A 14,230-nucleotide genomic window follows, 5' to 3' on the forward strand; every position below is an offset into this window, starting at 1 on the left:
CTACGCCAAGGCTCGCGGCGTAGCAATGTCTAGCCGTTCGAGTCCACAGGGCCTGCTGCTGCGGTGGTCGGCGATGTCGCTCATGTGCTCCAGCGCCGCGCCGATGGTGGGTGCGCTCAGCGCTCGCATGCTCCGTGGAACGGCGTCGCATCCCGGTGGAATCAGCGCGATGGTGAACCCCTGCCGCGCGGCTTCGGCCAGCCGCCGGTCCATCCCGCTGACCCGGCGCAGATCGCCCGCGAGCCCCACCTCACCGACCATCACCGCGGTTGTCGGCAGCGGCAGATCGGTCAATGCCGAAGCCAGCGCAATCGCGACGGCGAGATCCGAGGACGGATCGGTCAACCGCATGCCGCCCACAGTGGACAGGTAGATGTCGTTGGCGGCCAGCGGCAGCTTGGCGTGCTTTTCCAGCACGGCGGTGATCATCGCGGCGCGGGAGTGATCGATCCCGCTGACCGCGCGGCGCGGTGAACCGGCGTTCGGTGTGGCCAGCAACGCCTGCACTTCGCCGATCAGCGGCCGCTTGCCGTCCAGGGCGACCGTGATTGCGGTACCCGCGACCGGGCTGGGCCGTTGATCTAGGAACAGGTTGGACGGGTCGGCTATGCCCTCAATTCCGTTGTCGTGCAACATGAAACAGCCGACCTCGTCGGCGCCGCCGAATCGGTTCTTGATTCCGCGGACCATCCGCAGCGAGCCGTTGCGGTCGCCCTCGAAATGCAGCACGACGTCGACGAGGTGTTCCAGCGAGCGTGGTCCCGCGATCGCCCCGTCCTTGGTGACGTGGTCGACGAGAATCAGCGCCACGCCGTTGGCCTTGGCCGCGGCGGTCAGCGCCGCCGTCACCGCGCGCACCTGCGTGACCCCGCCGGCGACGCCGTCGGATTCGGTGCTGGACATGGTCTGCACCGAGTCGACGATCACCAGTGCGGGCTTGACCGTCGCGATGTGCTCGAGCACGGTGTGCAAGTCGGATTCGGCGGCCAGGTAGACCTCGTCTGAACTGCAGCCCATCCGATCCGCGCGCAGCCTGATCTGGCCTGCGGACTCCTCACCGGAGATGTACAGCGCGCGCCGTCCGGACTGCGCCCACAGGTGGGCGACCTTGAGCAGCAACGTCGACTTACCGACCCCCGGGTCACCCGCCAGCAGCGTCACCGAGCCGGGCACCACGCCGCCGCCGAGCACCCGGTCGAGTTCGTCGATGCCCGTCGCGCGGTGCTGACTGGCGTTGGGTTGGATGGAACTGATCGGAACGGCGCGCGAAGCCCCGTTGACCGAACGGCGGCCGCCCACCGTGCCGAGTACGGCTACCTGATCGACGGTGCCCCAGGTGCCGCATTCTCCACAGCGGCCCACCCATTTTGCGGTGACGTGCTGGCACTCCGAGCAACGGTATTGCGAGCGCGCATTTGCCACGTCATGACGGTATCCGGCGGGGGCGACAAGCCCCGCTGCAACACGGCGGTTTAGGCCTCCGGCGGCGCCATCCCGGCGGAAATCGGCACCTGCACGCTGGCCTGCCCGGCCTTCTCGAAGGTGAAGGTGAACTTGTAGCTGAGGCCGTTCGTGATGGGCTTAGCCAAGTTGACGGATGCCTTGGCCGCACTGTTTGGGTTGAGCGGGCCCGGCGCCACCTTCTGGCCTTCCGGCGTACCGATGAATAGCATCCCGCTGGCGGGCAAGCTGGGGTCACCGGTCACCGTCACGGTGCCGATGTCACTGCTTATGCCCAGCAGCCGGTCCGCGACGTCCGGAGACTGATTCACGGCCACCAGCACCAGGTCGACGTTCTTACCCGGTCGCAGATAGTCGCCGGTCTGGGACGCCTGGATACGGATGTCGCGCAGCGCCACGTTGTTGATCGAGACTTTGTTGCCGTTGACGGCAGGCTCCTGGGTGGCCATCTGCGAGATCTGCCCGGCGCCGCAGCCGGTGAGCACGGCGGCTACCAGCGCGGCCAGGCCGACGGCGGCGACTCGGGCGCGAAGGCGGACCGCGAGGCTGTTCTTGAAGCGGTTCACTCGATGCCTCCTGGGCTCGGTCTGGCTGGTCAGCGGAAGTCGCGGCGCGATGACAGCGGGGTCAACCGTGCAACTATGCACAGTAGTAGGAACGCCGCTCCAGCGGTAGCGCAGGTGGCAGACCAGCACCGCAGCACCTGCAGCGGGCCCACTGCCGTGGGCAACAGGCGGCATTGATAGTGTGTTTGATTGCACGTCTTCCCGCTTCTGTCAACCCCTATTGAGCGCGCGTTGTGCCCCTGACCTGCACTGTTGCTTCGCGTGTGTTGGACCGCCGTGCTAGACTGAAGTAACGAAAGGGGCTCGAATCAGATGATCTTCAAGGTCGGCGACACCGTTGTTTATCCACACCACGGTGCTGCGTTAGTCGAGGCGATCGAAACCCGCACCATCAAAGGGGAGCAAAAAGAGTATCTCGTCTTGAAAGTTGCACAGGGTGACCTGACCGTTCGAGTTCCCGCAGACAACGCCGAATACGTCGGGGTCCGTGACGTCGTCGGACAAGAAGGTCTCGACAAGGTCTTCCAGGTGTTGCGGGCCCCGCACACCGAGGAGCCGACCAACTGGTCGCGCCGCTACAAGGCCAACCTCGAAAAGCTTGCTTCCGGCGACGTCAACAAGGTTGCCGAAGTGGTCCGCGACCTGTGGCGTCGCGATCAGGAACGCGGTCTATCCGCGGGTGAAAAGCGCATGCTGGCAAAGGCCCGGCAGATTCTTGTCGGTGAGTTGGCGCTTGCTGAGAGCACCGACGATGCCAAAGCGGAGACCATCCTCGACGAGGTTCTGGCCGCCGCTTCCTGAAGGCCCTGAGTTCAGGTGGTCGGGGGCGCAGTTGTCGCAGTGGTCCCGGCCGCGGGGTTGGGGGAGCGGCTGCGTGCCGGTATCCCTAAAGCATTCTGCGAACTCGACGGTCGCACTCTGCTTGAGCGGGCCGTCGCGGGTCTGCTGAAATCAGGGGTCGTTAACCATGTCGTGGTGGCGGTACCCGCCGATCGCATCGATCAAGCCAAACAAGTCCTAGGCTCGGCAGCCACCGTCGTGCCCGGCGGCGCCGGGCGCACCGAATCGGTCAGTCTGGCTTTGTCCGCCCTGCCCGGCGAACCCGAGTTCGTCTTGGTTCATGACGCTGCCCGGGCATTGACTCCGCCCGAGTTGATCGTCCGGGTGGTCGACACTTTGCGGGCCGGGCACAGCGCCGTCGTGCCCGCGCTGGCGCTGCATGACACCATCAAGGCCGTGGATGCCAACGGCGTGGTGCTGGGCACGCCGGAGCGGGCCGGGCTGCGCGCGGTGCAGACGCCGCAGGGTTTCGCCGCCGAGCTGTTGCTGCGCGCATATCAGCGCGCTGCCGGCGCGGTTTTCACCGATGACGCATCTCTGGTTGAGCACGTGGGTGGCCAGGTTCAGGTCATCGACGGCGACCCGCTGGCATTCAAGATCACCACCCAGCTGGATCTGCTGCTGGCCCAAGCGATTGTGCGCCGGTGAACGACTTGCCGCGGGTCGGTCTGGGTACCGATGTACATCCGATCGAGTCCGGACGGCCCTGCTGGCTGGTAGGGCTGCTGTTTGCCGATGCCGACGGCTGCGCCGGACACTCCGACGGCGACGTCGCCGCGCACGCACTGTGCGATGCCGTGCTGTCGGCTGCCGGGCTGGGTGACATCGGGGCCGTGTTCGGCGTCGACGATCCGCGGTCGAAAGACGTCAGCGGCGCCGACATGCTGCGCCACGTCGTCGATTTACTGTCGGAGCACGGCTTTCGGGTCGGAAACGCCGCCGTGCAAGTGATCGGCAATCGGCCGAAGATCGGTCCGCGGCGCGCCGAGGCGCAGCAGGTGTTGTCGGATCTACTGCGGGCGCCGGTATCCGTCTCGGCGACCACCACCGACGGGCTGGGCCTGACGGGGCGGGGCGAGGGTTTGGCGGCGATCGCGACTGCCCTGGTTGTCGCGCACGCATAGCCCCGCGAGCTCTGCGGTCGGCCGATCGGAACTAGCAGGTAAGCTGGCACGTCGTGACCGATCGCCCCCCCATGCGGCTACACGACACGGCGGCTGGTGCCGTGCGTGATTTCGTTCCGCTGCGCGAGGGGCACGTCTCCATCTACCTGTGTGGCGCCACCGTTCAGGGGCAGCCGCACATCGGGCATGTCCGCAGCGGCGTGGCCTTCGACATCCTGCGCCGTTGGCTGATGGCGCGCGGTTACGACGTCGCATTCATCCGCAACGTGACCGACATCGACGACAAGATCCTCAACAAGGCGGCTGGCGCGTGCCGACCGTGGTGGGAGTGGGCGGCCACCTACGAGCGGGCATTCACCGCGGCCTACGATGCCCTGGACGTGCTGCCGCCGTCGGCGGAGCCGCGAGCCACCGGCCACATCACCCAGATGGTCGAGTTGATGGACCGCCTGATCGAGAATGGTCACGCGTATGCCAGCGGCGGCGACGTGTACTTCGACGTGCTCAGCTACCCCGAGTACGGCCAGCTGTCCGGCCACCGGATCGACGACGTCCATCAGGGCGAGGGCACGGCCACCGGCAAGCGCGATCAGCGCGACTTCACCATGTGGAAGGGCGCCAAACCGGGCGAACCGTCATGGCCGACGCCGTGGGGCCGTGGGCGCCCGGGCTGGCACCTGGAATGCTCGGCGATGGCGCGCACATATCTGGGCCCAGAATTTGATATCCATTGCGGTGGAATGGATTTAGTATTCCCGCACCACGAAAACGAAATCGCTCAATCTCGTGCGGCCGGGGATGGATTCGCCCGCTACTGGCTGCACAACGGCTGGGTGACGATGGGCGGCGAGAAGATGAGCAAGTCGCTGGGTAACGTGCTGTCCATCCCGGCGATGCTGCAGCGCGTTCGCCCGCCCGAACTGCGCTACTACCTCGGCAGCGCGCATTATCGATCGATGCTCGAATTCTCCGAGACCGCCCTGCAGGACGCAGTAAAAGCCTATGTGGGAGTTGAGGAATTCCTGCACCGGGTGCGGGTCCGCATCGGTGGCGTCGTCTCGGGTGAGTGGACGCCGCGGTTCGCCGAGGCGCTCGACGACGACCTCGCGGTGCCGATCGCGCTTGCCGAGATCCACCACGCTCGAGCGGAGGGCAACCGGGCACTCGACGCCGGCGATCACGAAGGCGCCTTGCGGCAGGCCGGTGCGATCCGGGCGATGATGGGGATCCTGGGCTGCGACCCGCTCGACGAACGCTGGGAATCGCGCGACGAGACTTCGGCGGCCCTGGCGGCTGTCGACGTGCTGGTCCAAGCCGAACTGGAAAGCCGCAAGCAGGCCCGCGAGGAGCGCAATTGGGCTCTGGCGGACCAGATCCGGGATCGACTCAAGAACGCTGGCATCGAAGTCACCGACACCGCCGACGGGCCGCAGTGGGAGCTGCTGGCCGGTGACGACAAGTAGATGGCCGGAAACTCGCGGCGCCAGGGAGCGATTCGTAAATCTGGTTCCAAGAAGGGTCCGACCGTTGGTTCGGGCGGCCAACGGCGTCGCGGACTGGAGGGCCATGGTCCTACCCCGCCGGCGCACATGCGCCCCAACCATCCCGCTGCCAAGCGCGCCAGCCGGCCGCAGCAACGCCGGCCCGCCAAACGCACCGACGAAACCGAAACGGTGCTCGGACGCAACCCGGTGTTGGAGTGCTTGCGCTCGGGGACTCCCGCGACGGCGCTCTACGTCGCGCTTGGCATCGAGGCTGACGAGCGAGTAACCGAATCTGTCACCCGTGCTGCTGATTTAGGCATCGCGATCCTGGAAGTGCCGCGCACCGACCTGGACAGGATGACCACCAACCATCTGCACCAGGGCATCGCGCTGCAGGTGCCGCCATACAACTATGCCCACCCCGAGGATCTGCTCACGACCGCTCTGCAATCCCCCCCGGCGTTGCTGGTCGCATTGGACAACATCTCCGATCCGCGCAATCTAGGCGCGATCGTTCGCTCGGTCGCGGCCTTCGGCGGCCACGGCGTCTTGATACCGCAGCGCCGTTCGGCCTCGGTGACGGCGGTGGCGTGGCGAACCAGCGCCGGTGCGGCCGCCCGCATTCCGGTGGCTCGAGCCACCAACCTCACCAGGACACTGAAGAATTGGGCCGACCGCGGGGTGCGGGTGATCGGGTTGGATGCCGGTGGCGACACCGCGGTCGACGACCTGGACGGCCGCGACCCGATCGTGGTGGTGGTCGGTTCCGAAGGCAAGGGCCTCTCTCGGCTGGTACGGCAGAACTGCGAACAGGTGGTGTCGATACCGATGGCCGGTGATGCCGAATCGCTGAATGCCTCGGTGGCCGCCGGGGTTGTGCTCGCCGAGATCGCGCGTCAGCGCAGGAGTTAACCCGATTGCCGGGCCGGCTCGCGCACCTGGGTGCCATGGTGGCCGCCATCGTGTTGCTGGTGCCGTTGCCGGCGTCCACAGCGGAAGCGTCCGGATTCGACTTGCAGGCTCACCGCGGCGGGCGTGGTGAAACGAGCGAGGAATCGCTGCGTGCATTCGCTAAATCGCTCGAACTTGGCGTCAGCACACTCGAACTCGACATCGTCATCAGCAAAGACGGGCAACCGCTGGTGTGGCACGATCCGACGATCGCCGCGGAAAAATGTGTCGACACCGAGCCGGCATCTCCCGGCGATTCGCAATACCCCTACGTCGGTAAGCTGGTGCACGAGCTCACCCTGGCACAGATCCACACGTTGGACTGCGGCCGCCTGCTCGCCGAGTTCCCGCACGCTGAAATGGTGCGGGACAACAAGATAGCGACCCTGCCGGAAGTGTTCGCGCTTGCCGACTCGTATCGGGCCTCGGTGCGTTACAACATCGAAACCAAGGTGGAAGCCGACAAACCGGGCAGCTCAGCCGAGCCCCAGCAGTTCGTCGACGTGATCCTTGCTGCGGTCAGGTCGGCGGGCAAGCTCGCTGCCGTCGAGATGCAAAGCTTCGACTGGCGCACCCTACCGATGGTGCACCAGGCCGAACCGTTGATTCCGTTGGTGGCCTTGTACAACGAGGAGACCTGGGTTCCCGATTCGCCGTGGCTGGCCGGCATCAACGCGGCCGCCGTCGGCGACCCGATGATCGGGGCGATGATGGTGGGCGCGAACATCGTCTCGCCCAGATACCAGCTGGTCACCGGCAGGCCGTATGTGGATCACGCACATGCATTGGGGCTCAAGGTTATTCCGTGGACGGTCAACGACCCCGGCGCGATGCGCGAGCAAATCGGCTTTCGCGTCGACGGCATCATCACCGACTATCCCACGCGGCTGCGGGGTGTAATGGCCGACCTGCGCATGTCGTTGCCGCCGCCCGCGGCGCCGAGCTGATCAATGCCATGCCGGCGTCGGCGACGGTTGGCCAGCGCTGCACGCCACAGCATTCCCGGGCGAAGTAACCGGGTGGCGGGGTCGATCAGTCCCGTCACTCTAACGAACCGATTGACGGCTTCGGTGTCGTATTCGGCCGCCGTGAGGACACGATCGACGTATGCGTTGAGCAGCCGGGTGAGCAGGGGTGGGGTTCCCTCGATTTCGGGCAGGCAGAGGTCGGGGTTGGCCGACAGTTCCCAGGCCGTGCGAATCGGTAACGCCGCGGCCTGGAAGAATCGTTGCGCCAAATCCCTTGTACCGCTGGATAAGCAGTCGCGCAGCGCCAATGCCTCGAGGGCGGCTACGGTCATGCCCTGACCGTAGATCGGGTTGAAGCTGCAGATCGCGTCGCCCATGACCAGCAGGCCCTGAGGGAACCGTCGCATCTTGTCGTATCGGCGCCACCGACTGGATGGCTGACGATGCCGCGAGGGCTCTCCAATGGGTTGGGCGGCTTTTACCGCGGCGAGCAACCGCGCCGGTGCGAAGTCTTCGACGAACTCGCACATCGAGATCAGATCGGGGTGTGGTCCGTGACCCGCGATGCCAAAGACGGTGAACATCCAGGTGTCGTTCTCCGCTTGGATAGTGCCCAGCCCGCGTGGCCGGCCAGGCACGGGTCCGACGATGAAACCGAGCTCGTGCAGCGCATCCGGTGCCGTGCTGAGCAACTGGCTCGCGTAGGTCAACTCCATCATGACCTGGTCCTCACGCGGGCGGTCGTAGCCGAGGGCGTCCAGCCAGGCCGGGGTGCGGGCGCCGCGCCCGGTCGCGTCGATCACCAAATCGGCCCGCAGCGTGAGTTCTTCGTGGGTGCGACGGTTGACTACCCGCGCCCCGGTGACGCGATGGTGGTCGGGTGCCGAGGTCAATTCCGCGATGTCGTGCTCGTCGAGCAGGTTGACGTTGGGGATGGTGCGCAGGCGCGCACGGACGTGATCCTCCAGGAAAGGCCGGGTTGCGAGATAGGCGGTAAACGACGTGGCGCTGCCGGTGCGCACCATCAGGTGCCCGCCCAGCTCGTAGTGCAGCTGCGACAGATCCCGGCCATCGATGTAGTGCGCGCCGTCGACAACCAGCTCGTCGAGGATGCCGGGGAAGAATTCCTGGAGTACCTGCGCACCGCGGGGCAGCAGGGCGTGCAGGTGCCGACCCTGCGGCACACCCCGGCGGGGGACGCCGATGTCGGGCAGCGGGTCGCGCTCCACCACCGTCACCACGTCAAAGAACTCGCTGAGCGACCGCGCGGCCAGCAGACCGGCCATGCTCGCTCCCAATACCAGTGCGTGATTTCCGATCTTTGCCATAGCCCACCGCCTGTGCTGAGCGTTCATCCGACGAAACCCATGCTCATGCCCGGCAACGCGGGGCGACAGCGTAGTCGACTACGTCATCGCGACGACGCAGCTACACGTGAGGTCGCCGAAACGCCGGCAAAGCGGACGTTCGCACCGTTATAGTCGCCGAGTGATCGGCGCTGAGCCGTTGACCGGGCGTGACAGCGAATTAGGGATCGTTCGCCGCGCCCTCGGCGCGGTAGGCAACTACTCGGGCGTGATGATCGCCGGAGCCGCTGGCGTGGGCAAGACATGGCTGGCCCACGAAGCGCTTCGGCGTGCCGCGGCGGCGGGGGAGCGGACGAAGTGGGTCGTCGGCACCGACTCGGCGCACGCGCTGCCCCTGGGAGCGTTCATCGGCGCGCTCGGCGACGCGATGTCGGATCCGCGCACAGATGTGCAGCGCGTGATCAATTCGTTTGTCGCGCAACAGCGCCGGGGTCGTGTGGTGGTCGGGGTTGATGACGCGCACCTGCTGGACGGATTGTCCGCCCTCGTCGTCCATCAGTTGGCGCAATCGGGTGGAGTCCGGTTGGTGGTCACGATCCGCACCGGCAGCGACGAACCCGATGCGGTGACGGCGCTGTGGAAGGACGGGCTGCTGGAACGGCTTGATCTGGAACCGCTTTCGGCCGCGGCGACACGCGAGGTCATCGAGAGCGGGCTGGACGGTCCGATCGATGCGCGCAGCGCGGCCCGGTTCCAAAAGCTGACGGGAGGGAATGCGCTTTTCCTGCGGCAGCTGCTGGCCGATCAGGTGGCCGCCGGGCGGATGCGCAAATCGGCCGGGGTATGGATGTGGGACGGAGACGTTGCCGTATCGGCGAGCCTGTCCGACACGCTGGGCCGCCAGATGGGACGGCTGAGCCCGGGGATGGCGATCGTGGTCGACACGTTGTCGCAGTGTGAACCGCTGGCCGTGGACGTCCTGTGCGACTTGGCGCTCCGCAGTGACCTGGCGGCGGCCGAGCGGCTGGGCCTGGTCAGCATCGAACGCACCGGCGCCGGACTGACCGCCAGGCTCGCCCACCCGCTGTTCGGCGAGCTGCGCCGGGCCAGCGCCGGCGAGTTGTATCTCTCGGGCATCCGGGGCCGGTTGGCGGAACGGCTGGGGAACGACGGCGATGATGATATGCAGGCCACCGTGCGCCGCGCCCTGTTGCGCCTTGAGTCGGATCTGGACCCCGACGCCGGGCTCTACCTGGAGTCGGCCCGGCATGCAATGACGCTGTTAGATCTGGATCTGGCCGACCGATTCGCCACCGCTGCCGCGCATGCCGGCGCGCCCGGGGCGGCCGGGGTACGGGCCATGAACCTGGCGCTACTCGGGCGGGGCGAGCCGGCCGAGGAGGCGCTGCGCGCGATGGCCGGCGCGGACCTGCCCGACGCCCATCACTGGGCGACCGTGCGGGCGGCCAACCTGATGTGGAATCTGTTCAATTCCAAAGACGCCGCGGCAATCCTGGCCGGGTTGGCCGCGGGACCCGAGACTGCGGCGCAGCGAGCGGAGCGGCTGGCGGTGCAGGCGTGCCTGGATGCGGTAGCGGCGCGCTGCGAGCTCGCGGTCGAAAATGCCCGAACTGCGATGGATTCCGGCGAACTGTCCGGCTTTCACACGATGATGGCCTCGCTGGCGTTGATTATGGCTATGGGGGCGCTGGGCCAGGTCGATGAGCTCGTGGGCGTGGCCGAGCAGGCGCTGCGACGCGCAACGACGTCGTTCCAGGCATCGCATATGCGGTTCTGGTTCGGCGCCGTGTATGGCCGTGCCTGCCGTTTGACCGGACGCATTGACGAATTTGTCGGTACGGCAAGGCAACTCGCCGACTCGGCCCGCGACGTTCCGGGCCTGGCATATGCGAACCTGGTCTTGCTGTTGGGGAACGCCGAACAGGCTCGCGGCGCGGTCGCCGAGGCGGTCCGGCTGGTGCACGAGGCGGCCGCCGGGGTGCAAATACATGCCATCACAACGGGTTTGCGGCCGGCAAGCTACTTCGCGCTCGCTGAGGCGCATGCCAAGTTAGGACAGGCCGGCGAAGCGAACGAGGCTGTCGCCGCGGCGCGGTCGTGCGTGCCCGCGGACTTTCTGTTCATGCATACCGCCTTGGCGCTGGCCGACGGATGGGCGATGGCGGCAAGCGGTCACTTGAGCGAGGCCGTGGCACGCGTGAGCGAGGCGGCGCGGTTGGCTCGTGATCGCGGCCAGCCCACCCATGAGCTGGCCTGTATCCAGGCCGCGGCACAGTGGGGCGATGCCTCGCAGGCACCGCGGGCGCGGGAGCTGGCCGACGAGTTGTCGTTGCCGCTGGCCGCCGCCATCGCATTGCACGCACAGGCCCTGTCGGCGGGGGACGGTGAGGGCCTGCTGGCGGCATCGGCGGCCTACCGGACGATCGGTGATCGGGCCGCCGCCGCCGACGCGGCGGCGCAGGCCTCTGTTGCGTTCGACGAAGGTCAGCAGCACCGGCGTGGGTTGTATGCCGGCGCATTGGCCAGGGAATTGTCCGACGAATGCGGCGGCCTGCACACGCCGGCGCTGCGGACTCCGACCGGTCTGAAGTTGTCGGGTCGTCAGCGCGATGTGGTCGAACTCGTGGTGGCGGGCCTGTCCAACCGCGAAATCGCCGAGCAGCTGGTGATGTCGGTGCGCACCGTGGAGGGCCACGTTTACCGGGCCTGCCAGCGGGTGGGGGCTCAGTCGCGCGAGGAACTGGCATCGATCATCGAAGCCGGACCCTGCGGGTCGTCCTGACACGTCGCGTCGCGGCGGGCAAGTGGAGTAGTCGGCTACGCGTGCGCACAAACAAGACTCGGCCATACCGTGCCTGCAGCGGACAAAGGAGTTGGCATGGTCGAGATGCTGCAGATACCCGCGGTCGAGACGCTGAATCTGGCACCGAAGAATCCACTGCCGTATGTGCGGCAGCTCCAGGCGGTGCGGTCCTACATCGAAGGGCTGCAGACGCTACTGGACGCGGGCGGCCCGGTCACCCGGCTGCGACTCGCCCCCAAATGGCTGTTGCCAGATGTGGTGGTGATCGCCATTCCGCAGGGCGCGCGAGATCTGTTGGGCCGCAACGACGAGGTCTGCGACCGCGGCCGTGTTCGCGTGATGGTCGAGATGCGCGCGCTGATGGGCGGCAATTTGCTCAACCTCCCGCACGAACGCTGGCTACCGCGGCGACGCGCACTGCAGCCGATGTTCACCAAGCGACACGTCGCCGGCTACGCGGGACACATGGGAGCTGCCGCACAACAGGTCGCCGACGGCTGGCGCGCCGGTGCCATCGTGGACTTGGACAGCGAATGCCGGCTGCTCACGCTGCGGGCTCTTGGGCGTTCGGTGCTCGGAGTGGACCTCGACGAGCGCGCCGAGGAGGTCGGGCATGCGTTGCGGGTTTCGTTGACGTGGGTGGCCGACCGCGCCGCGCGGCCGGTGAATCCGCCGCGGTGGCTGCCCACCAGCGGTCAGCGTGCAGCTCGCCGGGCCAACGACACCCTGCATGGGCTGGCCGCCGAAATCCTGCACGCGGTGCGCGCTGATCCCGACCGGGATGCTTCCCTGGTGCGAGCACTGATCGAGGCGGTGGACCCGCAGACCGGCCGGCCATTGACCGACGACGAAATCTGCGACGAGTTGGTGCTTTTCATGCTCGCGGGCCACGACACTACGTCGACGACGCTCACCTATGCGCTGTGGGCGTTGGGACACCATCGCCACATTCAGGACCAGTTGCGAGCAGAGGTTGACGCGCTGGGCCAGCGTGCGCTGACCACTGATGACGTGCCCCAACTCGGTGTAACCGTGCGGGTGCTACACGAGGCGCTGCGGTTGTGCCCGCCCGGGGCCGGAACGGCCCGGATGCCCACCCAGGACATCGTGGTAGACGGCTACCTGGTCCCAGCCAAAACCATTGCGCTGGTGAGCTTCTACGCGATGCACCGCGACCCCGCGCTGTGGGAGGATCCGGCGCGTTTTGATCCGGACCGCTTTCTGCCGGCACGTTCGAAAGGCCGCAGCCGTTGGCAGTATCTGCCGTTTGGGGGCGGACCGCGGTCATGTATCGGCGACCACTTCGCGATGCTAGAGGCTACCCTAGCGCTGGCCACGATCATCCGCACCGCTGAGATCGATTCCCTGGACGACGATTTTCCGCTGGCCACACCGTTCACGGTGGTCGCTGCGAAGCCCATTCACGCCCACATTTACCCGAGGGCGAAGACGGCGACACACGCCTAGAGGCCCAGCAGCCGCGCAGCACCCCACAGCGCCACGACCGCCACGACCAGGGCCGGCGGTACGGTGCATAGCCCTAGGCGGGTGTACTCGCCGGCGCCGGCCTCGACGGCATGCTGGCGAAGCACGCGGCGCCACAACAGGTTCGACAGCGAACCGACGTAGGTCAGGTTGGGCCCGATGTTGACCCCGATCAGCACCGCGAGGATCGCGATCGGACCGCTGGGGGCGACCAGCGGCAGCAGCACCAGCGTCGCGGGCAGGTTGTTGACGATGTTGGCCAGCGCGGCCGCCACGGCGGCGATGGCAAGCAATGTCGGCAGGCCCGACCCGTGCGGCAGCACGGCCGACATCACCCTGTCCATTCCGTTCAGCGTCACCGCTTGCACCACGACCCCCAGCGCCAGCACGAACACCAGAAACGAGAATTGCATCGAGCGCAGGATTTCCAGCACGGTGGTGTGCCGGCGGCGCAGGCTGCGCACCGCCAGCACCGCGGCGCCGGCCAACGCCACCCATGCGGGGGCGACTCCCAGCGGCTCGGACAACGCGAACCCGGCCAGCGTCAGCCCCACCACCACCAAGACGAACACCGGCGGCCGCGGCGCCGGTCCGAGCTGTTCCGGGTTGGGAGCCACCCGCAGATCCCGGGCGAAAAAGCCGCGGAAGACCAGATACAGCGTGGTGATGGTGGCCAGCCATGGTGCTGCCATCAGCAGGGTGAACTCGGTGAAGGAGACGTTCGCGAGGTGAAACGCCAGCAGGTTGGTCAGGTTGGACACCGGCAGCAGCAGCGAGGCGCCGTTAGCCAGATGCGCCGTCGCATAGGCATACGGGCGCACCGGCGTTCGCAGCCGGCGAACGGCAATTAGCACCACCGGGGTCAGCAACACCACGGTGGCGTCCAGGCTCAGGACGGCGGTGATGCTGCCGGCGATGACGAACACGTGCCGTAACAGCCCGTGCGAGCCGCGAGGTGTCCGGGCGATCGCGGCGCCCGCGGCCTCGAACAGGCCTTCGTCGTCGCATAGCTTCGCCAGCACCAGCACCGCACCCAGGAACGCGACCACACCGGACAAATCGGCGACCTGCCTGGCCGCCTGATGAACCGAGATCGCGCCGACCGCGATCACGATCAGCGCTGCCGGAACCGCTGCCAGTGCCTCCGGCCAACCCCGGGGACGCGCGACCGCAAACCCCAACACCGCGGCAAGCAGTAGCAGTGCAATGGTCAGTGCCAA

General features: G+C 67.1%; 12 protein-coding genes. 8 read left to right on the top strand and 4 right to left on the bottom strand.

From position 1 onward, the window contains the following. Together radA and H7K34_RS10975 are read right to left on the bottom strand one after the other, a co-directional pair. Positions 1-1,422, bottom strand: coding sequence for a DNA repair protein RadA (gene radA / locus H7K34_RS10970; RefSeq protein ID WP_264061919.1), 1,422 nt, complete (start codon positions 1,420-1,422; stop codon positions 1-3). 50 nt (positions 1,423-1,472) lie between these two features. Then, positions 1,473-2,027 (bottom strand): hypothetical protein, encoded by a 555-nt coding sequence (locus H7K34_RS10975; RefSeq protein WP_372510733.1) that lies wholly within the window; start codon positions 2,025-2,027, stop codon positions 1,473-1,475. A gap of 312 nt (positions 2,028-2,339) precedes the next feature. On the opposite strand from H7K34_RS10975, the gene carD reads away from it, so the two are divergent. From carD to H7K34_RS11005, 6 genes are read left to right on the top strand one after another with little or no spacing between them, the layout of a single operon-like run. Beyond that, the gene (gene carD, locus H7K34_RS10980; RefSeq protein WP_007166539.1) at positions 2,340-2,828 is read left to right on the top strand and encodes an RNA polymerase-binding transcription factor CarD; all 489 of its coding nucleotides are present in this window, start codon (positions 2,340-2,342) and stop codon (positions 2,826-2,828) included. 15 nt (positions 2,829-2,843) lie between these two features. Beyond that, positions 2,844-3,515 (top strand): 2-C-methyl-D-erythritol 4-phosphate cytidylyltransferase, encoded by a 672-nt coding sequence (gene ispD, locus H7K34_RS10985; protein WP_264061920.1) that lies wholly within the window; start codon positions 2,844-2,846, stop codon positions 3,513-3,515. Beyond that, positions 3,512-3,991: a 2-C-methyl-D-erythritol 2,4-cyclodiphosphate synthase gene (gene ispF, locus H7K34_RS10990; RefSeq protein ID WP_264061921.1), complete on the top strand. Its 480-nt coding sequence runs from the start codon at positions 3,512-3,514 to the stop codon at positions 3,989-3,991. Before ispD ends, ispF begins: the two co-directional genes overlap by 4 nt. Before the next feature lie 53 nt (positions 3,992-4,044). Then, positions 4,045-5,454: a cysteine--tRNA ligase gene (cysS, locus tag H7K34_RS10995; protein ID WP_264061922.1), complete on the top strand. Its 1,410-nt coding sequence runs from the start codon at positions 4,045-4,047 to the stop codon at positions 5,452-5,454. Next, positions 5,455-6,387: a 23S rRNA (guanosine(2251)-2'-O)-methyltransferase RlmB gene (rlmB, locus tag H7K34_RS11000; RefSeq protein WP_264061923.1), complete on the top strand. Its 933-nt coding sequence runs from the start codon at positions 5,455-5,457 to the stop codon at positions 6,385-6,387. A gap of 35 nt (positions 6,388-6,422) precedes the next feature. Then, positions 6,423-7,373: a glycerophosphodiester phosphodiesterase gene (locus H7K34_RS11005; protein ID WP_264062438.1), complete on the top strand. Its 951-nt coding sequence runs from the start codon at positions 6,423-6,425 to the stop codon at positions 7,371-7,373. Here the strand turns inward: H7K34_RS11005 and H7K34_RS11010 are convergent. Further along, complete coding sequence (locus H7K34_RS11010; protein WP_264061924.1) at positions 7,301-8,722, bottom strand: FAD-dependent oxidoreductase; 1,422 nt, start codon at positions 8,720-8,722, stop codon at positions 7,301-7,303. The genes H7K34_RS11005 and H7K34_RS11010 overlap by 73 nt on opposite strands. Before the next feature lie 160 nt (positions 8,723-8,882). Between H7K34_RS11010 and H7K34_RS11015 the strand changes: the two genes are divergently transcribed. Together H7K34_RS11015 and H7K34_RS11020 are read left to right on the top strand one after the other, a co-directional pair. After that, complete coding sequence (locus H7K34_RS11015) at positions 8,883-11,504, top strand: helix-turn-helix transcriptional regulator (protein WP_264061925.1); 2,622 nt, start codon at positions 8,883-8,885, stop codon at positions 11,502-11,504. 96 nt (positions 11,505-11,600) lie between these two features. Continuing rightward, entirely contained in the window at positions 11,601-12,992 is a 1,392-nt protein-coding gene (locus H7K34_RS11020) for a cytochrome P450 (RefSeq protein WP_264061926.1), read from the top strand. On the opposite strand, the gene H7K34_RS11025 is transcribed toward H7K34_RS11020, so the two are convergent. Continuing rightward, the gene (locus H7K34_RS11025; protein WP_264061927.1) at positions 12,989-14,230 is read right to left on the bottom strand and encodes an SLC13 family permease; all 1,242 of its coding nucleotides are present in this window, start codon (positions 14,228-14,230) and stop codon (positions 12,989-12,991) included. The genes H7K34_RS11020 and H7K34_RS11025 overlap by 4 nt on opposite strands.

The sequence above is a fragment of the Mycobacterium montefiorense genome (assembly GCF_025823255.1).
GTDB lineage: Bacteria > Actinomycetota > Actinomycetes > Mycobacteriales > Mycobacteriaceae > Mycobacterium > Mycobacterium montefiorense.